At 72.8% G+C, this 25,884-nt stretch carries 20 protein-coding genes; all 20 read left to right on the forward strand.

The window, feature by feature from the left end:
- Nucleotides 1-6: 6 nt before the first annotated feature.
- The 20 genes from asnB to murG all read left to right on the forward strand — a co-directional run bounded on the left by asnB (nt 7) and on the right by murG (nt 25,883).
- Complete coding sequence (asnB, locus tag IT347_13560) at nt 7-2,073, forward strand: asparagine synthase (glutamine-hydrolyzing) (protein MCC6350607.1); 2,067 nt, start codon at nt 7-9, stop codon at nt 2,071-2,073.
- Nucleotides 2,074-2,087: 14 nt separating this feature from the next.
- Nucleotides 2,088-3,203: a glycosyltransferase gene (locus IT347_13565; protein MCC6350608.1), complete on the forward strand. Its 1,116-nt coding sequence runs from the start codon at nt 2,088-2,090 to the stop codon at nt 3,201-3,203.
- Between the two features lie 32 nt (nt 3,204-3,235).
- A complete protein-coding gene (locus IT347_13570) occupies nt 3,236-5,650 on the forward strand; it encodes a hypothetical protein (GenBank protein MCC6350609.1) in 2,415 nt (804 codons plus the stop codon).
- Entirely contained in the window at nt 5,650-6,366 is a 717-nt protein-coding gene (locus tag IT347_13575) for a polyprenol monophosphomannose synthase (GenBank protein ID MCC6350610.1), read from the forward strand. Before IT347_13570 ends, IT347_13575 begins: the two co-directional genes overlap by 1 nt.
- A gap of 6 nt (nt 6,367-6,372) precedes the next feature.
- The gene (locus IT347_13580) at nt 6,373-8,622 is read left to right on the forward strand and encodes a T9SS type A sorting domain-containing protein (protein MCC6350611.1); all 2,250 of its coding nucleotides are present in this window, start codon (nt 6,373-6,375) and stop codon (nt 8,620-8,622) included.
- An 8-nt stretch (nt 8,623-8,630) separates the two neighbouring features.
- Nucleotides 8,631-9,653 (forward strand): GNAT family N-acetyltransferase, encoded by a 1,023-nt coding sequence (locus IT347_13585; protein ID MCC6350612.1) that lies wholly within the window; start codon nt 8,631-8,633, stop codon nt 9,651-9,653.
- Nucleotides 9,650-10,732, forward strand: coding sequence for a glycosyltransferase (locus IT347_13590; protein ID MCC6350613.1), 1,083 nt, complete (start codon nt 9,650-9,652; stop codon nt 10,730-10,732). The genes IT347_13585 and IT347_13590 overlap by 4 nt, the downstream gene beginning before the upstream one ends.
- Nucleotides 10,729-11,997, forward strand: a complete 1,269-nt coding sequence (locus IT347_13595; protein MCC6350614.1) for a glycosyltransferase — start codon at nt 10,729-10,731, stop codon at nt 11,995-11,997. The genes IT347_13590 and IT347_13595 overlap by 4 nt, the downstream gene beginning before the upstream one ends.
- The gene (locus IT347_13600) at nt 11,994-13,544 is read left to right on the forward strand and encodes a hypothetical protein (GenBank protein ID MCC6350615.1); all 1,551 of its coding nucleotides are present in this window, start codon (nt 11,994-11,996) and stop codon (nt 13,542-13,544) included. The genes IT347_13595 and IT347_13600 overlap by 4 nt, the downstream gene beginning before the upstream one ends.
- Before the next feature lie 202 nt (nt 13,545-13,746).
- Entirely contained in the window at nt 13,747-14,196 is a 450-nt protein-coding gene (locus IT347_13605) for a division/cell wall cluster transcriptional repressor MraZ (protein MCC6350616.1), read from the forward strand.
- Nucleotides 14,196-14,654, forward strand: a complete 459-nt coding sequence (locus IT347_13610) for an STAS domain-containing protein (GenBank protein MCC6350617.1) — start codon at nt 14,196-14,198, stop codon at nt 14,652-14,654. The genes IT347_13605 and IT347_13610 overlap by 1 nt, the downstream gene beginning before the upstream one ends.
- Nucleotides 14,638-15,561, forward strand: a complete 924-nt coding sequence (rsmH, locus tag IT347_13615; protein ID MCC6350618.1) for a 16S rRNA (cytosine(1402)-N(4))-methyltransferase RsmH — start codon at nt 14,638-14,640, stop codon at nt 15,559-15,561. Before IT347_13610 ends, rsmH begins: the two co-directional genes overlap by 17 nt.
- On the forward strand, nt 15,558-15,986 hold the full coding sequence (locus tag IT347_13620; protein MCC6350619.1) for a hypothetical protein: 429 nt from the start codon (nt 15,558-15,560) through the stop codon (nt 15,984-15,986). The genes rsmH and IT347_13620 overlap by 4 nt, the downstream gene beginning before the upstream one ends.
- 106 nt (nt 15,987-16,092) lie before the next feature.
- On the forward strand, nt 16,093-18,228 hold the full coding sequence (locus IT347_13625) for a transpeptidase family protein (protein ID MCC6350620.1): 2,136 nt from the start codon (nt 16,093-16,095) through the stop codon (nt 18,226-18,228).
- Entirely contained in the window at nt 18,225-19,730 is a 1,506-nt protein-coding gene (locus tag IT347_13630) for a UDP-N-acetylmuramoyl-L-alanyl-D-glutamate--2,6-diaminopimelate ligase (GenBank protein ID MCC6350621.1), read from the forward strand. Before IT347_13625 ends, IT347_13630 begins: the two co-directional genes overlap by 4 nt.
- Nucleotides 19,727-21,151: a UDP-N-acetylmuramoyl-tripeptide--D-alanyl-D-alanine ligase gene (locus tag IT347_13635; protein ID MCC6350622.1), complete on the forward strand. Its 1,425-nt coding sequence runs from the start codon at nt 19,727-19,729 to the stop codon at nt 21,149-21,151. Before IT347_13630 ends, IT347_13635 begins: the two co-directional genes overlap by 4 nt.
- A 1-nt stretch (nt 21,152) precedes the next feature.
- Entirely contained in the window at nt 21,153-22,244 is a 1,092-nt protein-coding gene (locus tag IT347_13640) for a phospho-N-acetylmuramoyl-pentapeptide-transferase (protein ID MCC6350623.1), read from the forward strand.
- The gene (murD, locus tag IT347_13645) at nt 22,241-23,617 is read left to right on the forward strand and encodes a UDP-N-acetylmuramoyl-L-alanine--D-glutamate ligase (GenBank protein ID MCC6350624.1); all 1,377 of its coding nucleotides are present in this window, start codon (nt 22,241-22,243) and stop codon (nt 23,615-23,617) included. Before IT347_13640 ends, murD begins: the two co-directional genes overlap by 4 nt.
- On the forward strand, nt 23,614-24,750 hold the full coding sequence (gene ftsW / locus IT347_13650; GenBank protein ID MCC6350625.1) for a putative lipid II flippase FtsW: 1,137 nt from the start codon (nt 23,614-23,616) through the stop codon (nt 24,748-24,750). Before murD ends, ftsW begins: the two co-directional genes overlap by 4 nt.
- The gene (gene murG / locus IT347_13655; GenBank protein ID MCC6350626.1) at nt 24,747-25,883 is read left to right on the forward strand and encodes an undecaprenyldiphospho-muramoylpentapeptide beta-N-acetylglucosaminyltransferase; all 1,137 of its coding nucleotides are present in this window, start codon (nt 24,747-24,749) and stop codon (nt 25,881-25,883) included. The genes ftsW and murG overlap by 4 nt, the downstream gene beginning before the upstream one ends.
- Nucleotide 25,884: the final 1 nt, after the last annotated feature.

The following is a 25,884-nucleotide window of genomic DNA, read 5'->3' on the forward strand; positions in this document are numbered from 1 at the left end:
GGAACCATGTGCGGAATCGCGGGGCTGTACGAGCGGACCGGCCGTGCCGAAATCGGACGACTGCGCGCGATGGCGCGGCTCATGCGCCATCGCGGACCCGATGACGAAGGCCTCGTCCTGATCGATCCCGCGCGCGGCACCTGGCAGTCGCACGGCGGACCGGACACGCCGGCCGAAGCCTTCCGCTCCGGACTGCCGTTCGCGCCGGCCCGCTCGAGCGGCGAGGCGGCCGGGTCCGTCTTCGGCGTCGGGCTGGTTCACCGGCGGCTTTCGATCGTGGACCTGAAGCCGTCCGGCCATCAGCCGATGAGCGACGCGGGCGGGCGCTGCTGGATCGTCTACAACGGCGAGATCTACAACCACGTCGAGCTGCGCTCCGAGCTGGAATCGCTGGGCGCCGCGTTCCTCGGCGCCTCGGACACCGAGGTGATCCTGGCCGCCTATCGCCAGTGGGGCGAGGACTGCCTGTCCCGCTTCAACGGCATGTTCGCGTTCGCGCTCTGGGACGCGGATCGGCGCGCGCTCTTCTGCGCGCGCGACCGGCTGGGCGTCAAGCCCTTCTACTTCCAGTACGACGGCAGCCGGTTCGCGTTCGCCTCCGAGCCCCGCGCGCTGGTGCTCACGCAGCCCGCGCGCATCGTGCCGCGCCTGGCGGCGGTGCGCGACCTGCTGGCGCTCGACTGGGTGGATCACGAGACGCACACCTTCTTCGAGGGCCTGCGGCAGCTTCCGGCGGGACACGCCCTCACGGTCGGCCCCGACGGACTGCACCTGCGGGCGTGGTGGGAGATCGACCCGGAGGCGCACGCGCACGGCCGTCCGGAGGACTGGACGCGCGAGCTCGCCGACTTGTTCACGGACTCGGTGCGCCTGCGGCTGCGTGCCGACGTCGAAGTCGGCTCGTGCCTGTCGGGCGGGCTCGATTCGAGCGCCGTCGTGACGACCGCCGGCCGGCTCGCCAGCCGCGGACTGCACGCGTTCTCGTGCGCCTACGACGAAGGCCCCTCCTTCGACGAGCGACCGTGGATCCGCGCGGCGGCCGAGGCGAGCGGCGCCCAGAGCCACCTGGTCGTACCGGACGGCTCGGACTTCTGGCCGGTGTTCGACGCGCTGGCGCTGAAGCAGGACGAGCCGACCGCGGGCCCCGGCGTCTACTCGCAGTGGAAGGTGATGGAGCTGGCGCACGCCACCGGGCTCAAGGTGCTGCTCGACGGGCAGGGCGGCGACGAGCTGCTGGCGGGCTACTTCCGCTACCTGCCCGCGCGCCTGCGCGACCTGGCCGAAGCGGCGCGCTTCGGCGAGTTCGCGCGGCTGTGGGGCAGCGTGACCGACCGCCTCGGGTTCGCCACGACGCTGCTGCACACCTTCGAACCGTGGCTGCCGGCGCCGCTCGTCGCCTCGCTGCGGACCCGCTACGGGCAGGGCAAGGACCGCGTGCTGTCGCGCTCGCTCGCGAGCGTTCCGTCCGGCGCCCCGAGGGCCCCGCGCGCGGAACGCTCGTGGCTCTGGCGGCAGCTCGCGTTCGACACGCTCCGGCGCCAGCTGCCGGGACTGCTGCGCTACGAGGACCGCAACTCGATGGCGTTCTCGATCGAGACGCGGCTGCCGTTCCTCGACTGGCGGATCGTCGAGCTGGCGTTCGCGCTGCCCGACGGGCAGAAGCTCGAAGGCGCGACGACGAAGGCGATCCTGCGCCGCGCGCTCGGCGACCGCGTCCCGCCGTCGGTGCTCGCACGGCGCGACAAGATGGGTTTCGAGACGCCCGCCGACGTGTGGCTGCGGGGCCGGTACGCGGGCGAGGTGCGACGCCGGCTGGCGCGGCCGGGGCCATTCCAGGAGTGGGTGGACGGCGCGGCTGTTCGCCGCGAGCTCGAGGGCTACTTCGACGGCCGGCGCGACATCGGGCTTCAGGTGTGGCGCTGGCTGAGTCTCGAAGCGTGGTCGCACCGCTTCGTCGCGAGCGATCCGCGGGTCTTCGGACGGGAGGACGACCCCTCGCCCAACGCCGGCCGCCACCTCGGCGTCGTCGAGGTCGAAGCGCGGGAAGCGGAAGCGATCGCGGCGGGGACGTAGGGATCCCGCGCCGGGTGGACCTGCTCGTCCTGTCCGAGGTGCGCTGGGGCTACTTCCGGACCCGGAAGCAGTTCCTGCTGTCGCGCTTTCCCGCGTCGTGGCGCGTGTTCTTCGCGCAGCCGCCGGCGGTCGGGGCGGACGACCCGTGGGAGCCGCGACGCGAGGGGGCGGTGACCTACTTCACGGTGCCGTTCCTCAAGCCCGGCACCCGGAGCGCGATGTACAACCTGCTCGCGGGCTCGAGCGCCGGCCGGGCGGCCATCGAACTGGGCGCCGAGCTGTGGCTGGGCCACCAGCTGCGGCGGCTGGGAGTCGCCCCCGAGCCGGTCGTTCTGACCTCGAACATCTACTGCCCCGCGGCGCTTTCTCGCCTTCCGAAGAAGCTGGTACTGTACGATTTTAACGACAGTCCCTTTCAGTTCTCCGTGAGCCCTTCCTGGGCGCGGGGTTACTGGTCGCGCACGGTCCGCCAGGCGCAGGCCGTGTTCGTCGTGTCCGAGTTCTACCGCCGGCAGCTCGCCGGGGAGACCGATCGGCCCTTGATCCTGCTCGGCAACGGAGTGGAGATGGCGCACTTCGAGCCGTCGCGCCCGGCCCCCCTGGATCTCGCGGCGCTGCCGCGACCGCGGATCGGCTACGTGGGGCTTCTTTCCCACTTCCTCGACTTCGAGGTGCTCGAGACGCTGCGCCGGAACCGGCGCGGGGGGACGGTGGTACTGATAGGGCCCGGCTCGCCCGCGACCGCGGGCGCGGTCGCGGAGTTCGGCCGGCGCGAGGGCGTCGCGGTGCTGGGGCCGCGGGCCTATGCGGAGGTGCCCGCCTGCATGCAGGCGCTCGACGTCGGCGTCATTCCGTTTCGCGCCGACGATCCGTTCGTGCAGGGGATCAACCCCAACAAGGTCTACCAGTACCTGGCGGCCGGCCTCCCGGTGATCACCACGCCCGTCCTCGACCTGAAGGAAAGCCCACCCGACCTCCTCTTCGCGACCACGAACGACGACTGGGCAGGCAGCCTGGACCGGGCGCTCTCGGCTCCCGGCGACCCCGGGCGGCGGCGCGCGCTGGCGCGCGGCCACGACTGGGACGCGCTGGCCGCCCGCATGGTGCACGAGATCGAGGCGCGGCTCTGAAGGCCGCGCGAAACCCTTCCGCAGGCGGAGCGATGGCGAAAGAGAAAGCCGCACCGAAAACCGGGCCGAAGCCGGCGCGCCCCCTGACGCTCACGGCCGCGTGGGCCGCCGTCATTCTCGCGCTTCTGACGGTGCTGTTCTTCCACGAGGTCTCGGTGGGCGGCAAGACCTTCGTCGCGCCGGACGCCACCGCGCCCGCGGGTTTCGTGCGGATCGGCGAGCAGTCGCTGTGGAAGGACCACGTCTATCCGCTGTGGAATCCGTTCGTCTTCCTCGGCATGCCGTCCTTCGCGAGCGGCGCGTACAACCCGCTCATCTACCCGCCCGACTGGCCGCTGGCGCTGATCCAGAAGGTCGTGCCGCTGCCGGACATGACCTGGATGCTCCTTTACTACTTCCTCGGCGCGCTGTTCTTCTTCCTGCTCGCGCGCGAGTGGGGCGCGAGGCCGGAGGGCGCGCTGCTCGGGGCGGTCGCCTTCACGTTCGTGCCCAACCTGGTCGCGGTCGGCTCGCACGGTCACGGCAGCCAGCTGGTGGACTCGGCGTACCTGCCGCTCATGGTCTGGCTCGCCTCGCGCTGGCTGCGGCGCGGTTCGCTCGCGGACCTCGGCTGGCTGGCGCTGGCGGGCGGCTTCCAGTTCCTGCGCGGTCACCTGCAGATCTGCGTCTACACCTGGATGGCGGTCGGGCTGCTCGCCGCCGTGGAGGTGATCGCCTCGCTGCGCACGCCCTCGCAGCTGGCGCCGCGGCTGCTGCGCGCGCTGGGAATCGGCGCGGCCGCGGCGCTGGCGTTCGGGATCGCGGGCTTCTACAACCTGCCGCTCAAGGACTACTCGCAGTACTCGATCCGCGGCACCGGCGACGCCGCCGGCGGCGTCGGCATTCCGTACGCGACCGCCTGGTCCATGGCGCCCTACGAGCTGGGCGCGATGGTCGTGCCCAACTGGGTCGGTTTCGGCGGCATGACCTACTGGGGCGCGATGCCGTTCACGGACTACCCGAACGCCTACATCGGCGTCGTCGCCCTGCTTCTCGCCGTGCTCATGTTCGTGCGCTTCAGCGGCGCGGTGCGCGTGTGGGCCGTGCTGCTCGGCGCGTTCGCCCTGCTCGTCTCGTTCGGAAGCCACTTCCCGCTCTACGGCTTCCTCTACGATCACCTGCCGCAGTTCAACAAGTTCCGCGTCCCGGTCATGGTCATCCTGCTCTTCCACCTCGCGGTCGCGCTGGCGATGGCGTGGGGGTGGACCAACGTCCTCGACACGGGTGAGGAGGCACGGCGCGGGGTCCTGCGCCGGCTGCTGCTCGCCCTCGGCGGACTGCTGGCCCTGGCGGGGCTGCTCGCGCTGTTCGGGCAGGAGGCCCTGCGCGGCGCGTACGTCGCGACCGCGCTCGCCCACAAGCAGTCGTTCACGCTGCAGCAGGCGAACGCCGCGTTCACGGCCTTCGCCGCGGACCTCGGTCGGGTCGCGTTCACGGGGCTCATCGTCACCGCGGTCGCGTGGTTCGCGGCCGGTCGCAGGCTGAACGCCGGACTGGCGAGCGTGCTCGTGCTGGTCGTCCTGCTCTTCAACCTGTGGCCGGTCGGCCGCCAGCTCATGGAACCGGTGATCGGCGACCCGGTCGCGAAGAGCCTCGACTACGGCCGCGACGACGTCGTCGAGTTCCTCGAGAAGGCCGGGCCGTGGGGCTCGTTCCGCGTATTCGTGCCGGAGCAGTTCCAGGACAACCGTCTCGCCGGCTTCGGCATCGCCACCGTCGGCGGTGCGCACGCCGCCAAGCCGCGGCTGTTCCAGGACCTCATGGACGCGCAGGCGCTGGACAACCCGAACTGGTGGCGGCTGCTCAACGTCCGCTACATCGTGCTCTCGCAGCCGCTCGACCCCGCGCAGACTCCTCCCTGGCTGCACATCGTTCATCAGGGTTCACGCGTCATCTACGAGAACAGCGCGGCGTTGCCGCGCGCGACGGTGGTGGGCGAGTACGGGGTGGTGCCCGACTCGAGCCACGCGGCGCTCGACGCCGTCGAGGCCGGCGGTCGCGACGTCGCGAAGTGGACGTGGCTGACGAAGAATCCCGGAGTCCAGCTCGGGCCGGTGGACGGAGCGACCGCGACGATCACGAAGTACGCGCTGCACGAGGTGGACGTGGACGTGAACACGCCGGGCGCGGGAATCCTGCGCCTCGCGGACCTGTGGTATCCGGACTGGACGGTGAAGGTGGACGGCAAGCCCGCCGAGATGCTGCGGGCCGACCACCTGCTTCGCGCGGTGGTGGTTCCGGCCGGTCATCACCAGGTCGTGTTCCGCTTCGCCTCGCCGAGCGTGCGGCGCGGCCTCGTCGTGTCCCTCGTCAGCCTGGCGGTCGCACTGGCGCTGCTCGCCGCCGGCGTGCTGCTCGGGCGGCGGCGGACGAATCCGGCCGTGGCGGCGGGAGCGGGAGGGTCCTGATGGACAAGCTCGTCATCCTCCCGACCTACAACGAACGCGAGAACATCGCGCCGATGCTCGACAAGCTGCTCGAGCTGCCCTTCGGGCTGGACGTGCTGGTCGTGGACGACAACTCCCCCGACGGGACCGCGACGCTCGTCGAGGAACACCAGCGCCGTTCCGAGCGCGTCCACCTGCTCAAGCGGCCCGGCAAGCTGGGCCTGGGCTCGGCCTACCGGGACGGCTTCCGCTACGCGCTCGAGCACGGCGCCGAGTACATCTTCGAGATGGACGCGGACTTCTCGCACGACCCGGCGGCCATCGGCGAGTTCCTCGCGGCGGCACGGGACGCCGACATCGTCCTCGGCAGCCGCTACCTGAACGGCGTGACGGTCGTGAACTGGCCGCTGAGCCGGCTCATCCTGTCGTACTCGGCGAACGTCTACACGCGCATCGTCACCGGCCTGCCGCTCGCGGATTCGACCGGGGGCTTCAAGTGCTTCCGGCGCCGGGCACTCGAGGGCATCCGGCTCGATCACGTGAAGTCCGAGGGCTATTCGTTCCAGATCGAGATGTCGTTCCGTTGCTGGAAGCGCGGATTCCGGATCAAGGAGATCCCCATCCTGTTCGTGGACCGCCGCGCGGGAGTCTCGAAGATGAGCCGCAGGATCATCTGGGAGGCCGCCGGCATGGTCTGGCGCCTGCGTTTCCTCGACCTGTTCGGCCGATTGGAGTAGCGCACCATGCTTCGCCGGTTGGACGCGCGGCCCTCCGCGCTCGCCGCGATCGCGGCGCTCGTGTGCCTGTCCCTCGTGCCCGCGCCGGGCCGCGCCGCGGGGGCGTGGACGACGTACGTGCGGCTCGCGGATTGCAGCGACATGATCGCCCTGACGGACACGGTCTGGATCGCGTCGCACGACGCGGGACTGCTCCTTTACCTGCGCGCGAGCGGCGGCTTCGAGTCCCTCACGCGCGAGCCGGGAGGGCTGGCCAGCAACGACGTCACGGCGCTCGAGTTCGACCGCCGCGGGCGCCTGTGGGCGGGCACGCCGGGCATGGGAGTGAGCCGGTTGTCGGAGGACGGTTCGCGCTGGGATCTCGTGAACGCGTTCGACGGCCTGCCGTCGGATTCGGTCAACACGCTGCGAGCGCTCGGGGACTCGGTCTGGATCGGCACGCAGGGCGGGCTGGCGCTCTGGGACGGCGCACGCGTGGCCGGAGCGGTCCCGGACCTCGGCACGCCGTCGCCGTTCCGCGACAATCGCGTGCGCGGGGTCGTCGTGGTCCGCGACTCCGTGTTCGTCGGCACCGGGGACGGCGTCTACGTGTCGCTGCTCTCGTCCGGCCTCAGGAGCTGGGCGGCGCTCGACTCCGGGCTGGTGAACCGGAACGTCTTCAGCATGGCGACCGACGGCCGGGAGGTCTTCGCGCTGGCCAACAACAACCCCTACCGCTGGAACATGACCACCCGGCGCTGGAGCATCGCGGGCGGAGCGGGCGTGGTGCGCCTGCTGCGTGACGACTTCGGCCGCATCACCGCGAGCTCGGCGTCGGGATTGTGGCGCTGGTCGGGCTCGGCGTGGACGCTTCTGCCCGCCTCGCCGACCGCGACCAGCCCTTCGCCCGGCGAGGTCGAGTTCGCGACCGATCCCGCGGGCACCACGTTCGCCATGCGCGACGGCGTCCTGCACGTCGAGGGCGCGCCCTGGAGCGACGTCGCGCTGCCGGGCCCGGTGGGCAACAACCTCCAGAACGTGGCCGTGGACGGAGCCCGGGTGTGGGTGAACACGAACGCGCAGGGCGTCGCGCGCCTCGAGAACGGGCGTTGGCGCAACTGGCCGTCCGACTGCTGCGGCGCGGCTCAGGACACCTCGTTCCTGAATCCCCAGAACGCCTTCACGCTGCTGCGCGATGCCCGGGGCAGGATGTGGTTCTCGTTCTGGGGATTCGCCATCGAGCGTTACGACGATTCGACCGGCACCCCCCATGTGATCCGGCCGATCCTGCCGTACGGCGGCGGTCCCGATTCGCTCCTCACCCACACGGCGGGATGGTCGGCGGCCTACGACGCCCTCGATCGTGTCTACATCGGCGGCGACACGTGGGATCGCGGCGGCCGGCCGCCGATCGGCATTGACGTCTTCGATCCGGGCGGCGCTCTCGTGGCGGTGTGGAAATCCACCAACTCGGGCATTCCGGACAACCAGGTTCGCGCGCTCGTCGTGGACCGCTCGCGGACCCCGAACCGCATCTGGGCCGGTTTTCCCGGCAGCGGCGTCGCGTACGCCAGCCTTCCGGACGACCCCGCGGTGGTGCCGGCGTTCACCGCCCTGCCGCGCTCCGAGACACTCGACGTGTTCGGGCTGGCGCTTTACGGCGACTCGCTGTGGGTGCTCTCGACGACCGATCTGCAGCGCTACAACTCGTCGAACTTCAACTACGTCTCGTCGCTGCAGATTCCCGGCGCGCCGGCGCCGCTCGGCGCCGTGAACCCGCTCGCCGTCTCGCCCGACGGCACGGTCTGGGTCGGTTCCGTGGACGGTGTCCGCCGGTATCGCCGCGGGGGAGGGACCGTGGATTACCGGACCGCGAACTCGCCGCTGGCGAACGACGAGGTGCGCGCGATCGCCGTGGATCCGGTCACCGGCGTCGTGTGGTTCGCGACCGCCGGCGGGCTTTCGCGGTTCGACCCGGGCTACGTGCCGCCTCCGCCGCCCTCGATCCCGGCACTGCGGCTCGTCGTCTTTCCCAATCCGGCCGAGTTCCCCGCGATCGGGCTCGACCTGAAGCTGTCGGGAAACGCGAGCGCGTACACCGGCGAGATCTACGACCTGAACGGCCGCTGCGTGCACCGCTTCAGCGCCTCCGGCAACGACCGGGTGGTCTGGGACGGCCGCGACCTCGAGGGCGCGCGCGTGCGTCCGGGCGTGTACTTCGTGCGCGCGCAGGGCGGCGGGCACGTGGCCGGCGCGCGCGTCGTCGTGCTGCGCTAGGCGCCACGATGGCGGCGCTCTGGCGGGACCGCGCGCCGGGGGACTGGGCGACGCTGCTGGCCGCGGATCCGTCCGCTTCGCCCGCGCACCGCCCCGAGGTCTGGGAGGCGTTCGCGGCGGCGATGCCGGGCTGCGCCGCCCGGGTCGCGATCGTCGAGCGCGAAGGCCGGACGCTGGGGGGTGCGCCCGTGATCGTGGAACGTCGCGGGGGGCTCCACTGGCTGCACGCGCTGCCGATGCTGCTCCCCGGCGCGCCGCTCGCGCTGCCCGGCGAGCACGAGCGGGTGGACCGCGAGGTCGCCGGCGCGTTCGAGGCTCTCGCGCGCGAACTGCGCGCCGTGGGCGGCGAGTGGGCGCTGTGGCGTCCCGCGGGCCCCGCGCCGGACGCGGCGGCGCTCGCACCGCTGGGCGGCGAACTGCGCCGGCTCGCCGGCTCCGTCGTCGCTCTCGCCGGCGGACTCGACGCGGCGCTCGCACGCGTGGATCGAAAGCACCGCCAGGAGATGCGTCGCGCCCGCGCCGGCGGCCTGGAGTTCGCCGAGGAGCCGGAAGCGCTCGAAGGCTGCTACGCGCTGCACGTGGCCCAGGGCAGGTCGTGGCGGGGCCACCGCGCGCTGCCGCTCGAGCTCTCGCGGCGGCTGCTCGGAGCGGGCGCGGACCGGCCGGTGGCGCGGCTCTTCACGCTGCGGCGCTCCGGCGAGCTCGTCTCGGGGGCGCTGGCGCTCGACGGCCCGCACGAGACGTTCGTGTGGTGGGGGGGGACTCATCCGACGGGGCGGCGCCTGCATGCGTTCCCGCTGCTTCTCTGGCACATCGTCGAGTGGGCGGCCGCCGCGGGCCGCGTGCGAGTGAACCTCGGGGCGAGCACGGGTCTCGGCGGGGTCGCCGCCTTCAAGCACTCGCTGGGCGCGGAGGAGATTCGCTACCCGGTGTTGTGGCTGGATGCGCGACGGGCTGGCGCGCTGGCGCGCACGGTGGCGTGGGCGCAGGCGCGCTGGCGCCGCGGCCGTGCGCGCGGGGAATCCGCGTGAAGATCGCGACGCTCTCGAACGCCTCCGTCGTGCACACGCGCCGCTGGGTCGAGCACCTGCGCGCGCGCGGACACGACGTGCGGCTGTTCTCGCTCGAACGCGGACCCGAGGCGCTGGCGGCGCGGCATCTGCCGAACCCGCCGCTGCCGGGATTCGTCCGCTATCCGCTCGCGGTGCCGGCACTGGTCCGGGCGTTGCGGGAGTTCGCGCCCGGGATCGTGGACGCCCATTTCGTTCCCAACTACGGCCTGATGGGGGCGCTCGCGGGACTGCGGCCGCTGTCGGTGGCCGCGTGGGGCAGCGACCTGCTGGTGGCGGGCCGGCGCGATCCGCTGCAGCGCGCGCGCGCGCGCTTCGTGCTGCGGCGCGCGTCGCTCGTGATCGCCGACGCCGACAACCTGGCGCGGGCGGCGCTCGCGCTCGGCGCCCGTCCGGCGACGGTGCGCGCCATCCCGTGGGGAGTGGACCGGGAGCGGTTCGCGCCGGCGCCCTCGCGCGAGCCGGGACTGCTGCTGAGCACGCGCATGCACGAGCCGGTCTACGACATCCCGGTGATCCTGCGGGCGGCGGCCGGCGTGTTGTCGCGGCATCCGCACGCGTCCCTCGCCGTCGCCGGCGACGGTTCGAGGCTCGCGGATCACGAACGACTCGCGTCGGCGCTTCTCCCGGCGGGGCGATTCCGCTTCCTGGGGCGCCTCGCGCCCGACGAGCTGGCGCGGTGGCTCGGGCGCGCCGAACTGTACCTTTCGGCCTCGCACTCCGACTCGACGTCGCTGTCGCTGCTCGAGGCCATGTCGGCGGGCGCGGTGCCGGTGGTGAGCGACATCGAGGGCAATCGCGAATGGGTGGCGGACGGAGAGGGCGCGCGACTGTTCGCCCGCGGCGACGCGGGCGCGCTGGAGCGGGCGCTCGACGCGGCGCTCGCCGATTCCGGCTGGCGCGATCGGGCGCGGGCGCGGAACGCGGCGGTCATCGCCGAGCGCGGCGACTGGCACCGCAACTTCGCCCGCATCGAAGGGGCGTTCGCGGCGCTCGCGGCCGGGCGGCCGCTGCCCGACGACCCGGGTTCCCCACGATGAGCCGCCGTCTGCTCGTGCTCGCCTATTTCTTTCCGCCGCTCGCGGGCGGAGGAGTGCATCGCGTGCTGTCGTTCGCACGCCACCTGCCGGAGCAGGGCTGGGACGTCACCGTCGTGTGCGCCGGCGAGGACGACTACTGGGTGCGCGACGAGTCGCTGCTCGCGAGCGTCCCGGCCGCGACGGAGGTGATCCGGGTCGCCGCCGGCGGCGGGCTCGCCTCGTGCTTCGGATTGCGCGGCGGCCGCGGCACCCGCCGCGGCGGAACCTTCGCCGGCCTGCGGAAGCTGTCGGACTGGTGGCTGCTGCCCGACGCGTACGCGGGCTGGGCCCGCCGCGCGCAGGCCGCGGCCGCGACGCGGCTCGCCGCGGGCGGCGTGGACGCCCTGCTCACGACGTCGCCGCCCGACAGCGTGCACCTGGCCGGCGCCGCGCTCGCGCGGCGATTCGGAGTCGCGTGGGTCGCCGACTTCCGCGACCCGTGGGTGGGACTGCGGTTCCGCGAGCCGCCGACCGCCTGGCACCGGGCGCGCCACGAAGCGATGGAACGCCGAGTGCTCTCGCAGGCCGACCTGGTGCTCGCCGCCTCGCGCACGCACCTGGAGCAGGTCGCGACGCTCGCGCGTCGCGCCGAGCACCTTCCGAACGGTTTCGAGCCCGAAGCCGGGGGCCCGCCGGAGGCGGCGGACGCGGACCGCTTCCGCCTCGCGTTCACCGGCACGCTCTCGCTCATGGAGGACGCGGGCACGCTGCTCGAGGCCGTGCACGACGTGCTCGCCGGCGACACCGGCATGCGCCGCCGGCTGCGCGTGGACCTGGCGGGCCCCTACGACCTCGACTACGAGGACCGCTCGCTGGCCCTCGGGCTCAAGGGCATCGTCCGCTTTCCGGGTGCGCTTCCGCACGCCGGGTCCCGCCGGCTGCAGCGCGCGGCCGACGTGCTGCTGCTGTGGAAGCCCCGCGGCGGGGGCTACCGCACGATGGTTCCGGGCAAGCTCTACGAATACCTCGACTCGGGGCGCCCGATCGTCGCGCTGCTGCCGGAGCGCGACGAGGCCGCCGAGCTCGTGCGGCGCGCGGGAGGGACGGTGCTTCCGCCCGGCGACCGCGCGGCGCTGGCGCGCGAGCTCGAAACGAGGTACACGCACTGGATGCACGACGGACGCGCACCCGACGATCGGCCCGGCTGGCTGGACGAGCACGCCCGGCCACGCCTGGCGGCCCGCCTCGCCGGCCTGCTCGGCGGCCTCGGCGGAGGACGGACGTGACCGCGAACCCCGACGGGCGGCTCACGCGGCTCGAGATCGTCTGCCTGGTGCTGGCGCTGGCCCTGGCCGCGGCGCTGATGTGGCCGGTGCGCGGCTATCTGACGGACGACACCTTCATCCACCTGCAGTACGCGCGTCATCTCGCCGAAGGCAAGGGGTTCGTCTTCAACCCGGGAGAGCGCGTCTACGGGAGCACGAGTCCGTTGTGGGTCGCGCTCATCGCGGACGGCATCGCGCTCGGCTTCGGCGGCCTCGCGACGGCGCGCGTGCTGGGCGCGGTCGCGACCCTGGCCTCGGTGGTGCTTTTCCTTCAGCTCATGCGGCGCAACTTGCGCCTGCCGGTGTTGCGCGGCCTCGCGACCATCGTCTGGGCGGCGCACCCGTGGATGATCCGCTGGTCGGTCTCGGGCATGGAGACGCCGCTCGCGGTCGCGCTCGTGCTCGCGGGCTTCGTGGCCTTCACCGAGGGCCGGCAGTGGGGCGCGCGCCCGGTGCGCACGGGGGCGCTGTGGGCGCTCGCGGCTCTCACGCGTCCGGAGGCCGTCTTCTTGCTGCTGCTCTGGCTGGTGTTCCTGGTCATCGACACCGACTCGCGCGAGGGCGTGCGGCGGCTGATCGCCGGTCTGCTGCCGCCGGCGTTCATCTACGGCGGCTGGCTGCTGTTCGCGCGGCTGTATTTCGGCACCTTCTGGCCGAACACGCTGTCGGCGAAGGTCGCCGGCGGCGTCGGCTGGGCCTACGTGCTCGACACGCTCAAGCGGCAGGTCGGCATCGTCGGCTTCTCGGATGCCGTGCTCGCGGGCGCGCTGGTCGCCGCCGTCGGTTTCGGGGGTGCCCGCCTGTGGCCGAGCCGGTTCCAGGCGCAGCGGCTGCTGCCCTGGGTGTGGCTGTTCGCGCTGCCGGTGCTGTACGTGATGCGCGGGGTGCCGGTGCTGTCCCGCTACCTGCTGCCGCTGATGCCCGTGCTCGCCTGGCTCGCCTGGCGGGCGGTGGAGCGCTGGTGGGCGGGGGCGGAACCGGCGCCGGAACTGCGCAAGGGCGCCGCGGTGCTCGGCACGGCGCTCGCGGCGCTGGCGCTCATCCAGTGCCTCTTCACCTACACGAACCTGGTGCTGCCGCAGGTGCGGTCGTTCAGCGCCGGCCTGCGGCAGAGCCTCGTGCCGTGGGGACGCTGGTTCGGCGAGCACACGCGCCCGGGCGACACGATCGCGTCTCCCGACATCGGCGCGATCGGCTACTTCAGTCAGCGCCCGGTGCTGGACCTGGCCGGGCTCGTCTCGCCGAGGATCGTTCCGCTGCTCGAGCACGAGTCGCCGGAGGACATGGTCGCGAACTTCTCGTTCGCCCGTGTCGAGCGGCCGCAGTACCTCGTGGATCGCGCAGCGCGCGCCGACGAGCTGATGACGCGCAGCCGCTTCGGCGACGCGCTGGTTCCGCTCGGCAGCGCCGCGGTGCCGAACCTGGGCATCGCCCGGCCCGACGCGGTGGTCTACTCGTTCTACCGGATCGAGTGGGCCGTGTACGACTCGATCGCCGCCCGCCACTGAGGCGCCGGAGCCGCGCGGAACGCCGCGAGCGCGAGCGTCGTGCTGCACGTTCGTGCAGCGCCGCATTTTTCGCGGGTCGGACGCACGTTTTTCTTTGACGCCCGTCGAACACGCGACTATTGTGCCGCCTCGTTGGTGGTAGTTTTTGGGGAAACGGGGGGAAATCGGGGAGGCGGTGGAACCCGGTGGCGCGAGCGGACGGATGACGACCTTCTACGTAACCGAGAACTACTCGATTGACGACAAGGGTCGGCTGGTCATTCCGGCGTCGCTGCGCAAGGTCACCGGTCGCAAGCAACCGCTGAAGAACTTCGTTCTCGTGTTCGGTCTCGGCGGCTGCCTGTGGCTCTTCAGCGAAGACGGTTGGACGAAGTTCGAGGAACGGCTCTACCAGCTCTCGGTCGGCACGCGGAAGCAGCGGGACTTCGCGAGGGCGTTCCTCCTCGGTGCGAGCAAGGTGACGGTGGACAAGCAGGGACGCATCTCGATTCCATCGTCGCTGTTGAACCGTGCAGGCCTCGGCAGGGAAGCCGTCCTGCACGGACAAGTGGGCAGGCTCGAGATCTGGTCGCCGGAGAGGTTCAAGCAGAACACCGAGCCGACCGTCTCGAACCTCGACGAGCTGTACGAAGAGTCGCTGGGGAATCCGTGATGGTCGCTCCACTCCAGACGCCCGAGCCGCGAGGCGCGCTCACCGTGCACCTGCAGTTCACGCGCGGTCGCCACGGCGCGGGCGCGCGCATCGAGTTGCACGAGCGCCCGGCGGGGCGGCTCGCGGTGCTCGAACTGCGCGGCTGGATCGACCTGTCGGCCCAGCGCCGGTTCGAACAGACGCTGGACGACCTGGCGGCGCGCGGGGTCGAGCGGCTGCTCGTGGACTGTTCGGCGGTGCGCCACATCGACTACCGCCTGGTGCCGCGGCTGGTCGCCGCGCTCACGCGTTTCGAAGCGCGCTCCGGCGGCGTGGCGCTCGGCGGCCTGAGCCGCTACCTGCGTGATCTCTTCCGCCTCGCGGGCTGCGATCCCCTCGTCGGCGCCTTCGGTCCGGCGGACGAGGCGTTCCTGCCGTCGAGTCGCCAGGACGGGTCGTTCGGTGAGCGTGCGTCATGAGCCGGTGCTGGTGCGCGAGACGCTGCACTACCTGCTCGGCGGGCCCGGCCTGTACCTCGACGCGACGCTGGGCGACGGCGGGCACGCGGACGCGCTGCTCGGCGCCGGGCCCGGCGTCCGGCTGCTCGGCTGCGATCGCGACCCGGCGGCGCTCGCCGTCTCCGCGGAGCGCCTGGCGCGCTTCGGAGACCGCGTGATGCTCCGCCACGCGCGCTTTCGCGACCTTCCGCGGGCGCACCGCGACGCGGGCGGCGAGCCGCTCGCCGGCGCCCTGTTCGATTTCGGCCTGTCCTCGCGGCAGATCGACGACCCGGCCCGCGGCATCTCGTTCTCGCACGATGGCCCGCTCGACCAGCGGATGGATCCCACGCACGGGGAGCCGCTCGCCGACCGGCTGGCCCGCGCCGACGAGGCGGAGGTCGCGGCGGTGCTGCGCGAGCACGGTGACGTTCGCGCCGCCGGCCGGCTCGCGCGCGCGATCGTCGCGGCGGCCCGCGCCGGTTCGCTGCGCACGACGCGCCAGCTCGCGGAGCTGGTCGCGCGGCAGCTCGGCGACGCGCGCCCGAAGACGCTGGCGCCGGTCTTCCAGGCGCTGCGCATCTGGACGAACGACGAGATGACCGACCTCGAGGCCGCGCTGGCGTGGTTGCCGGACGCGCTGCGGGAGGGCGGTGTGGTCGTGACGCTGTCGTACCACTCCGGCGAGGATCGCCGGGTGAAGCACGCGCTGCGCGGTGCGCCGCGCGTGATGCCGTCGCGCCGACTCCCCGTCATGGACGACGGGGAGTCGGCCGGTCCCTGGGAAGAGCTGACGCGCAGGGTCGTCGTTCCCTCGAGTGAGGAGCAGCGATCGAACCCGCGCGCCCGCAGCGCGCGCCTGAGGGCGTTTCGGAGGAAGCCGCGATGAGCCGTCGAACCCTTTCATCCTGGCGCGTCCCGGACGCGCCGGCCGTCCGGCCGCAGTTCGTGCTGCTCGCGGCCGTGGTGCTCGCGGTGCTGCTGATCGAGGTCTGGCAGACCTCGACGGTCGCCAGCCTGAGCATGCGGCTCGGACGCAGCACCGAACTCCTCCAGCAGGCGAACGCCGAGCGGGCGTGGACGAACTCGCGGCTCGACCAGAGCTCCAGCCGCTCGCAACTCGGTCCCGTCGCGGGCGCGCTCGGACTGAAGCCGGTGGATCCGCACCGCATCGTGACGCTTCCGGAGGAGTATCTCGAACCCGCGCCGGGACGCCCGGCGTCCGCACCGACCACGCCGCTGCTCGCGCTCGCGGGCCGGGCGCTCGAGGCGATCGTGCCCGAGGCCGCGGCGCGAGGTCGTGGCGTGAACTGATCCGCTCGTTCGACAGGGGCGACCGGATTTCAATGTGCCGGCCGCGCCACAGCACCGCGCACGTGGGGCAGGCGGTCTGCGTGAACCGCCGTTCCAGGGAGGGAACGTGGCCCACAGGGAAATGCGCAAGAGTCGGGTGCTGATGGTCGCGGCCGGCCTCTTCGTGGTGCTGCTGGGGCTCTGGGTGCGGGTGGGCTGGCTGCAGATCGCCCTGCACGACCAGTTCCTCGCGCGCGCGGCCGAGAACCAGCAGCTCCGGCTCAAGCTGATCCCGGAGCGCGGCGAACTGCTCGACCGCCATGGCGCGGTCCTCGCCCGCGACCTGCGGGTGAGCCGTATCGCCGTGTACCGGCCGCAGCTGAAGAGCCCGCTTCGCGCGGCACAGCAGCTCGGGCCCATCCTCGGTGAACCGGTCGCGAAGCTGCGCCGCAGGCTCGACGAGGCGCGCGGCTACCGGTGGATCACCGAGGACCTCCCGCCCGAGGTCGGCGAGCGCGTCCGCGCGCTGCGCATCGAGGGCCTCGACGTCGAGGACGAGACGCGCCGGGAGTACCGGCTCGGACCCGCGGCGAGCGAGATCCTCGGACGGACGAACCGCGACAACGCCGGCGTGGACGGGATCGAGTACCAGTTCGATTCGCGGCTCGCCGGACAGTCCGGCTGGGTCACCGCCATTCGCGCCGGGACGCGGCGCCTGCTGCGGCTGCCGGGCGCCGAGCACCGTGCCGCCCGCGACGGTTCCTCGCTGGTGCTCACCCTCGACGCCGACCTGCAGGCCATCGTCGAGCGACATCTCGCGCGGGCGGTGGACACGCTCGGGGCGCGGCGCGGCTTCGCGCTGTTCCTCGACCCGTGGACCGGCGAGATCCTCGCCGCCGCGTGCGTGCCGCACCTCGAAGCGGGCAAGGCGAAGAACTGGACCTTCACCGACCAGTACGAGCCGGGCTCGACGTACAAGATCGTGGTCGCGGGCGCGGCGCTCGAGGAGAACGTCGCGCGCACGAACGAGTACTTCACCGCCTCGACCACCGGGTCGGCCGAGATCTTCCCGGGTTTCCGGCTGCGCGATTCGCATCCCAGCGCCGGCTACACGTTCTTCGGCGCCATCCAGCATTCGAGCAACATCGTCTGCGCGAAGCTCGGCCTGCGCCTCGGCGCCGACCGGCTCTACCGCTACTCGAACGCGCTCGGCTTCGGCAGCCTGACGGGCGTCGAGTTCCCGGGCGAGGCCTCCGGCAAGCTGCGGCCCGTGTCGAGCTGGCAGCCGCGCTCGGCCCCGACCATCGCGATGGGACAGGAGATCGCGGTCACCCCGCTGCAGCTGGCGCTGGCCTACGGCGCGATCGCGAACGGCGGCGTGCTCATGGAGCCGATGCTGGTGCGCGAGGAGCGCTCGAGCACCGGACGGCTCGTGCGCCGCTGGTCGCCGCAGCCCCGGCATCGCGTCTTCAGCGAGGCGACGACCGCGACGCTGCGCCGGATGCTGTGCGCGGTCGTGGACAGCGGCACGGCGACGAGCGCACGGCTCGACGGCTTCGAGATCGCGGGCAAGACGGGCACGGCGCAGAAGTACGACGCCGCGACCGGCGGCTACGGCAGGGGCATGTACATCGCGTCGTTCGCCGGCATCGCTCCCGCCGACCGGCCCCGCATCGTCGGCGTGGTGGTGCTCGACGAGCCGCCCCGCAACCTCTATTACGGCGGGCAGGTGGCCGCGCCGGTCTTCCGCGAGATCGTCCTCGACCTGATGCGCCGGCGCGAGGGCCTCCTCGGGCCGGTGGACGGTCCGGTCGCAGCTCGCCCGCCGGCGGTCCCGGGCGTCATCGCGCCCGACCTGCGGATGCTCCCGGCGAGGGAGGCGGAGCGCCTGCTGAGCGGCTTCGGACTGCGCGCGCGCTTCGAGGGACAGGGACTCCGCGTGCTCTCGCAGTCGCCGGCCGCCGGCCAGCCGGTGGATCGCGGCGGCTCCGTCACCGCCTGGCTTTCGCCGCCCGGCGATTCGTCGCACGCGATGCTTCCAGACCTGACCGGCCTGCCGATGCGCGAAGCGCTGCGCCAGCTCACCGCCCGCCAGGTGCGGCCGCGCCTTTTCGGGCACGGGCTCGTGGTGCGCCAGGATCCCGCGCCCGGGACCCCGCTGCCGCTCGCTCAGGTCTGCCGCCTGTGGTGCGAGGTGCCCGAAGCGCCCGGCAAGCCCGGAGCGATCGCGAGCGTCGCGGCGGCGCCGGCCCACCGGCCGTGAGGCTGCGCGAACTGCTCACCGGCCTCGGCAGCCTCGGCGTGCGAGGCTCCGACGATGTCGGGGTGACGGGCCTGGCGCTCGATTCGCGGCGCGTGCGGCCGGGCGACGTGTTCTTCGCGCTGGCCGGAGCGAAGGACGACGGCGCGCGCTTCGTGTCCGCCGCGGTCGCGGCGGGGGCACGCGTCGTCGTCGGTCCGCCCGGAACCCGCGCCGAGGGCGCGACGGTGATCGAAACGCCCGAGCCGCGACTGGCGCTGGCGGCGATGGCCTGCCGACTCCACGGCGACCCGTCCCGCGCGATGAAGATCGTGGCCGTGACGGGTACGAACGGCAAGACGACGACGGCCTGCATGCTGGAGGCGATCTTCACGGCCGCCGGCTGGAGCGCGGGCCGGATCGGCACCACCGGCATCCGGATCGCCGGGGAGGAGCGCCCGAGCGCGTTCACCACGCCGGAAGCCCCGGACCTGCAGGCGCTGCTCGCCGAGATGCGCGACCGCGGGCTCGCCGCGGTCGCGATGGAAGCGAGCAGCCACGCGCTCGTGCAGCGCCGCACGTGGGGCCTCGCGTGCGACGTCACGCTGTTCACCAACCTGACGCAGGACCATCTCGATTACCACGGCACCATGGAAGCCTACCTCGACGCCAAGCTGATGCTGTTCGACGGCCGCAACGGCGGGGCCGGCAAGCGCACGGTCGCGGTCGTCAACGCCGGTGACCCCGCGGCCCCGCGGGTGCTCGACGCCGCGCGGCGCGGCGGGCAGACGCCCTGCACATTCGGCGCCGACCTGGGCGACGTGCCTCCGGCCCTGCCGCTCGAGGTGGCGCTCGAGCGGATCGATGTGGGTCCGGCGGGGCTCGGGTTGCGGCTCCACCTGGACCGCGACGGCGTGGTGGCGGGGGAGCGCGGCGTGACGCTGCCGATGTTCGGCCGCTTCAACGCGCTGAACGCCGCGGGCGCCTACGCGGCCGCGCTCGCGCTCGGAATCGCGCCCGGCACGATCGAGCGCGCGCTCGGCTCGTTCGCCGGCGTGCCCGGCCGGCTGGAAAGCGTCGCGGCCGGCCGGCCGTTCGCGGTGCTCGTGGACTACGCGCACACGCCCGACGCGCTCGAGCGCGCGCTCGCGGCCTGCCGCGAGCACGCGAGCGGCCGCGTGCTGTGCGTCTTCGGCTGCGGCGGCGATCGCGATCGCGGCAAGCGCCCGCTCATGGGCGCGATCGCGGCGCGCCTCGCCGACCGCGCCTGGATCACGAACGACAACCCGCGCACCGAGGACCCGGCCGCGATCGCCGCCGCCATCGCCGCCGGTGCGCCGGACGGCGCGCTCGAGACGATCCTCGACCGTCGCGAGGCGATCGGCGCGGCGCTCTCCTCCGCGCGGCCGGGCGACGTCGTGCTCGTCGCCGGCAAGGGACACGAGACGACGCAGACGCTCGGCACGAACGTGCAGCCCTTCGACGACCGCGCGGTGGCCCGCGAACTCCTCGGAGTTCCGGCGTGAACGCCGGCACCCCGAAGGCGGCCGCCCCCGCGCTCACGCTCGTCCGTCTCGCGCAGTGGGCGAACGGCGACCTGATCGTGACCGACGTGCCGCCGGGTCCGGCCGCGCGCGAGACCCTGCTCGCGCGTCCCGTCACCGGCGCGACGCTCGACACGCGCGCGATCGAGCCCGGCATGCTGTTCGTTCCGCTGCCCGGTTCGCGCGTGGACGGCCACGCGTTCCTCGACGAGGCGTTCGCGAAGGGCGCGGCCGCGGCGCTGTGCGCGCGCGAACTGCACCCGGCGATCGCGCACCTGGGCCTCGGTCCGCTCGTGCTGGTGGACGACGTGACCGCGGGCCTGCAGCGGCTGGCGCAGAAGTACCGCGAGGCGTGGCCGGGCCTGCTGATCGGTGTCACCGGCAGCGTGGGCAAGACCACGACCAAGGAGCTGGTCGCGGCCGCCTTCGCGACCGCGGCGCCGACGCTGCGCACGCGCGGAAACCTCAACAACCACTGGGGCGTCCCGCTGACGCTGCTCGCCCTCCGGCCCGAGCACGAGGTGGCGGTCGTCGAGATGGCGATGAGCAACCCGGGCGAGATCGCGGCCCTCGCGGCCATCGCTCGCCCGGACGCGGCGATCGTGACCAACGCCGGCACCGCGCACCTCGAGGGCGTCGGCTCGCTGGAAGGCATCGCGCGCGAGAAGGCGTCGCTCGTCCTGGCGCTCGAACCCGGGCGCCCGGCCTTCGTCGGCGCCGACTCGCCGCGCCTGGTCGCCGCCGTGAAGGGCACGAAGGCGCGGGTGACGACCTACGGTTTCGCCCGCGATGCGGACGTGCGGCCGTCGCGCTACGAGGACCTCGGGGCGGAGGGCTCGCGCCTCGAGGTCGAGGGCTTCCCGCCCGTGCACCTGCGGCTCGTCGGCCGCCACCAGGCCGCGAACGCGCTCGCGGCCTTCGCGGTCGCGCGCGAGTGGCGGCTCGATCCGCGCGCGGTGGCCGACGCGCTCGAGGCGCACCGGCCGCTCCCGGGACGCATGGAGGTCCGGCGCGCCCGGGGCGCGACGCTGCTGGTGGACTGCTACAACGCCAACCCGGACTCGACCGCGGCGGCGCTCGAGACCCTCGCCGGCTGGGCCGGGGCGCGGCGGCGGATCGCCGTGCTCGGCGACATGCTCGAGCTGGGGGGAACGGCCGCCCGGCTGCACCGGGAAACCGGCGCGAAGGTGCGGGACGCGGAACTGTGGACGGTCGGGACCCACGCGCGCGAATATGCCGCCGGGGCGCGCGCCACGGGGATCGAGGCGCGGGTGTTCGCCGACAAGGCCGAACTGGCGAAGGTCCTGCGCGAGACGCTCGCGCCGGGAATGGTCGTGCTGCTCAAGGCGTCGCGCGGCGCCGCCCTCGAGCAGGTGCTCGAAGGCCTCGGGACGGAGGACTGACGTGTTCTACGAATGGGTCTATCCGTTGCACGAGATCGCCGGGTTGTCGGTGCTGAACGTCTTTCGCTACATCACGTTTCGCTCCGCCTACGCCGCCGTCACGGCGCTGCTCATCAGCTTCCTGTTCGGACCGCTCATGATCGACTGGCTGCGGCGCGTCAGGCTCGGACAGAAGGTCCGCCAGGAAGGGCCGCAGTCGCACCTCGGCAAGGCAGGGACGCCGACCATGGGCGGGCTGCTGATCGTCACCTCGATCGTGGTGCCCTGCCTGCTGTGGGGCAACTTCCACTCGCGTCAGCTGTGGATCGCGCTGCTCACCACCGTCTGGCTCGGCGGCCTCGGGTTCCTCGACGACTGGCTGCGGGTGGTGAAGAACTACCCCAAGGGACTGCTCGGACGATGGAAGCTGGTCGGACAGGTCGCGATCGGCGCCGTCGTCGGCGCCCTCATCCTCGCCTACCCGGAGCCGAACGTTTCGTCCACGGGCACGCACGTGCCGTTCCTCAAGCGCACGTTCTTCGACTTCGGCTGGATGTTCGTGCCGTTCGTGATCCTCGTCATCACCGGCTCGTCGAACGCGGTGAACCTGACGGACGGCCTCGACGGGCTCGCCTCGGGACTCGTCGCCATCGCGGCCGTGTCGTTCGCGGGCATGTGCTACGTGAGCGGCCACCTCAAGTTCAGCGAGTACCTCAACATCACCCATCTCGCCTACAGCGGCGAGCTGACGGTGTTCTGCGCCGCGGTGCTCGGCGCCTCGCTCGGCTTCCTGTGGTTCAACTGTCATCCCGCGAACGTGTTCATGGGCGACACCGGCTCGCTGGCGCTCGGCGGGGCGCTCGGCGTGGTGGCGGTGCTCATCAAGCGCGAGTTCTGGCTGGTGCTGGTCGGCGGGGTGTTCGTGGCCGAGGCGGCCTCCGTGATGCTGCAGGTGGCGTCGTTCAAGCTGACGGGCCGGCGCATCTTCCGCATGTCTCCGCTGCACCATCATTTCGAGCTGATGGGCTGGGCCGAGTCGCGGGTGGTGCTGCGCTTCTACATCGTCGGCGTCCTGCTGGCGATGCTGTCCCTGACGACGTTCAAGCTCCAGTGACCCTCGACCGGCATCATCCGCTGCCCGGTCGCCGGCCGCTCGTCGCGGGCGCCGCCCGCAGCGGCGTCGCCGCCGCGCGCCTGCTCGCGCGTCACGGCGCCGAGGTGCGGATCTGCGACCGCCGCGGCGCCGCGGATCTGCCCGAGCCGGCGCGCGCGCTCGCCGGCGAGGGCATCGAGGTCGCCTGGGGGCGCGACGACGCGGCGCTGCTCGACGGGCGCGACTTCGTCGTCTGGAGCCCCGGCATCCGGGCGGACCATCCGCTCGCGACGGCCGCGCGCGAGCGGGGGCTGGCGGTGATCGGCGAGCTGGAGCTGGGATTCCTCGCCGCGCGCGCGCCGCTCGTCTGCATCACCGGCACCAACGGCAAGAGCACGACCACCGACCTGACGGGCGCGCTGCTGCGCGCCGCGGGGCGCGAGGTCGCCGTCTGCGGCAACATCGGCCGGGCGCTGTGCGAGGTGGCCGAGGACGTGAGCGACGCCGGGCTGCTGGTGGTCGAGGTCTCGTCCTTCCAGCTCGAAACGGTCGCGAAGCTCAAGCCGTTCGTCGCGACCTGGCTGAACCTGACCCCGGACCATCTCGACCGGCACGGCAGCCTCGCGGACTACGCGGCCCTCAAGCAGCGCCTGTTCGAGCGCCAGGACGAGGGCGACTACGCCGTTCGGAACGCCGACGACCCGCTGGTCGCGGGCCGCGGCGGTCTGGCCTCGCCGCTCGAGTTCTCGGTCGCGCGCGCGGTGGACGACGGCGCCTTTCACGAAGCGGGCGAACTGGTGCTGGCCCGCCGGGGCGGGCGGGAGCGGCTGATGGCGCGGACGGACGTCCGCCTGCCCGGCCCGCACAACCTCGCCAACGCGCTGGCGGCGCTGGCCACCGTCATGCCGATGGAGCCGCCGGCGGCGGCGCTTCGGAGCGTTCTCGCCGCCTACGCCGGTCTCGAGCACCGCCTGGAGGCGGCCGGAGAGGTCAACGGCGTGCGGTTCGTGAACGACTCCAAGGCCACGAACACCGATTCGCTGTCGGTGGCGCTGCGGAGCTTCGAGCGGCCGGTCGTCCTGATCGCCGGTGGCCGCGACAAGGGGCAGGATTTCGCGCCGCTCGCGGCCCTGGTCCGCCGGCACGTCCGGCAGCTGGTCCTGATCGGCGAGGGGGCGGCGGCCATGGCGAGCGCCTGGCGCGGAGTTCCGCAGGAGCGAGCGGAAACGCTGGCCGAAGCGGTCGCGGTCGCGTACCGTGCGGCCGGTACGGGGGGCGTGGTCCTGCTTTCGCCGGGCTGCGCTTCGTTCGACATGTTCCGGGACTACGAAGACCGCGGACGCCGCTTCAAGGAAGAAGTGGCCCGGCTCGCGCAGGGAGGCGTGCGGGAATGACCCGAGGGGATCGCTGGATCATCGTGCTGGCGCTGGTGCTGACGGCGATCGGCCTCGTGATGGTCTATTCGTCGAGTTCGTTCACCGCCTTCGTCCGCAAGGGCGACGAGAACTTCTATCTCCGCCAGCAGGCGTTCCGGACGCTGCTGGGCATCGGGGCGCTGTGGGCGTGCGCCCGCGCGCTCAGCCTGAAGTTCCTCGAGTCCCTCGCGCCGTGGCTCCTGGGCGGAGCGTGCGCGCTCCTCGTCGCGGTCGTCGCGGTGGGCCACATGTCGAACGGCGCGACGCGCTGGCTGCGGGTCGGCATGCTGTCCCTGCAGCCGACCGACCTGGCGCGCGTCGCGGCCGTGGTGTTCCTCGCCTGGTGGCTCAAGCGCCGGCCGGTCGCGGACCGCGGTTTCTGGCGCGGGCTGGTGCCGCCACTGCTGATCGTCGGCGGCGTGGCGGCGCTCATTCTCAAGCAGCCGAATCTCAGCTCCGCGGCGCTGCTGCTCGCGACCGGCTTCGTGATGCTGTTCCTCTCGGGCGCTCCGCTTCGCCATCTCGTCGCGCCGGTGGCCGCGGGCGTGGGCGCCGCCGCGGTGGCGCTGGCGACGCACCCGTACATGATGCGCCGCGTCCAGACGTTCGCGGACTTCGCCGTCGGCCGCGCCGACGCGCACGACGCCGGCTTCCAGCTCAACCAGTCGCTCATCGCCATCGGCTCGGGCGGCCTCGCCGGTCGCGGCCTCGGCGCGGGCATGCAGAAGCTGCTGTTCCTGCCCGAGGCGCACACCGACTTCATCTTCTCGATCATCGCCGAGGAACTGGGCTTCATCGGGACGACGGCGCTGCTGGTCGTCATCGGACTGTTCCTGTGGCGCGGCATGCGCGTCGCGGCGCGCTGCTCCGAACCCTTCGCCGGCCTCGTGGCGGGAGGACTCACCGTGCAGATCGGCCTTTACGCGCTGGCCAACCTGGCCGTCGCGACCGGCGTGGCTCCGACCACCGGCCTGCCGCTGCCGTTCGTCTCGTACGGCGGCTCGGCGCTGCTCGTGAACCTCGCGGCCGCCGGCATCCTGTACCGCATCAGCGCCCTCAACGGCGAATCCGAGGCGCTCACCCGGCAGCGCTGGGCGAGGGAGGGGGCGTGAAGGTCCTGATCGCGGGCGGCGGCACCGGCGGTCACGTCTTCCCCGGGATCGCCGTGGCCGAGGAACTGAAGCACCAGCGGCGCAACTGCGAGGTGGTGTTCGTCGGCACCCGCGGCGGCCTCGAGGCGCAGGCGGTGCCCGAGGCCGGCTTCCGCATCCGCTACGTGGTCTCGGCCGGGTTCAATCGCCGGCGCTGGTGGGAGTGGCCGTGGGCCGCCCTCGTCAACCTCTTCGGCCTTCTGCAGGCCCTGTGGGTGGTGCTGGCCGAGAGTCCGCAGGTCGTGCTGGGGACGGGCGGCTACGTGAGCGCGCCGCTGTCGTTCGCGGCGCGGCTGCTCGGCCGGCCGCTCGTGCTGCAGGAGCAGAACAGCATTCCGGGGCTGGCCAACCGGCTGCTCGCGCGCATCGCCAACGAGGTGCACCTGTCGTTCCTCGAGGCGCGCACCTGGTTCGCGCGCAAGGACAACCTCAAGGTCACCGGCAACCCGGTCCGCGCGCACATCCTGTCGGGCGACCACGAGACGGCGATGCGCGAGTTCGCACTGACCCCGGGCCGCCTCACCGTGTTCGTGTTCGGCGGCAGCCTCGGCGCCCGGCGCATCAACGAGGCCGCGATCGAGGCGCTGCGCCGCCTCAAGGGCCGCCTCGAGGTGCAGTTCATCCTGCAGACCGGCCGTCCCGACTACGAGCGCGTGCTCGCGGCGGTCCAGGCCGAAGGCCTGCCGGCGACCGTCATGCCGTTCATCAAGAACATGCACCTGGCGTACGCGGCGGCCGACCTCGTCGTCTGCCGCTCGGGCGCGATGACGCTCGCCGAGATCGCCGTGTGCGGCCTGCCGTCGGTGCTGGTGCCGTATCCGTTCGCGGCCCACAATCACCAGGAGGTCAACGCCGCGAACCTCGTGGACCGGGGCGCAGCCGTCTGCATCCTCGATGGCGAGCTGACCGGGGAGCGCCTGGCGAAGGAGATCGCGCACCTGCTGGCGGACCGACAGGCGCTGTCGCGGATGTCGGCGAACGCCCGTCTGTTCGCGCGGCCGGACGCCGCCGAGCGGCTGGCGCGGACGCTGATCCGCTTCGCGGAAGGTCGTCCGCAAACCTCCGAGGAAGCGGCGACCGGGAGCGGCCACTGAG

The sequence above is a fragment of the Candidatus Eisenbacteria bacterium genome (genome assembly GCA_020847735.1).
Classification (GTDB): Bacteria; Eisenbacteria; RBG-16-71-46; order RBG-16-71-46; family RBG-16-71-46; genus CAIXRL01.

Bases quoted from the DNA above. Each gene is read 5' to 3' on its own strand.
- asnB (MCC6350607.1), top strand. From the start codon at position 7: ATGTGCGGAATCGCGGGGCTGTACGAGCGGACCGGCCGTGCCGAAATC.
- IT347_13570 (MCC6350609.1), top strand. From the start codon at position 3,236: ATGGCGAAAGAGAAAGCCGCACCGAAAACCGGGCCGAAGCCGGCGCGC.
- IT347_13575 (MCC6350610.1), top strand. From the start codon at position 5,650: ATGGACAAGCTCGTCATCCTCCCGACCTACAACGAACGCGAGAACATC.
- IT347_13580 (MCC6350611.1), top strand. From the start codon at position 6,373: ATGCTTCGCCGGTTGGACGCGCGGCCCTCCGCGCTCGCCGCGATCGCG.
- IT347_13585 (MCC6350612.1), top strand. From the start codon at position 8,631: ATGGCGGCGCTCTGGCGGGACCGCGCGCCGGGGGACTGGGCGACGCTG.
- IT347_13595 (MCC6350614.1), top strand. From the start codon at position 10,729: ATGAGCCGCCGTCTGCTCGTGCTCGCCTATTTCTTTCCGCCGCTCGCG.
- IT347_13605 (MCC6350616.1), top strand. From the start codon at position 13,747: ATGACGACCTTCTACGTAACCGAGAACTACTCGATTGACGACAAGGGT.
- IT347_13610 (MCC6350617.1), top strand. From the start codon at position 14,196: ATGGTCGCTCCACTCCAGACGCCCGAGCCGCGAGGCGCGCTCACCGTG.
- IT347_13620 (MCC6350619.1), top strand. From the start codon at position 15,558: ATGAGCCGTCGAACCCTTTCATCCTGGCGCGTCCCGGACGCGCCGGCC.
- ftsW (MCC6350625.1), top strand. From the start codon at position 23,614: ATGACCCGAGGGGATCGCTGGATCATCGTGCTGGCGCTGGTGCTGACG.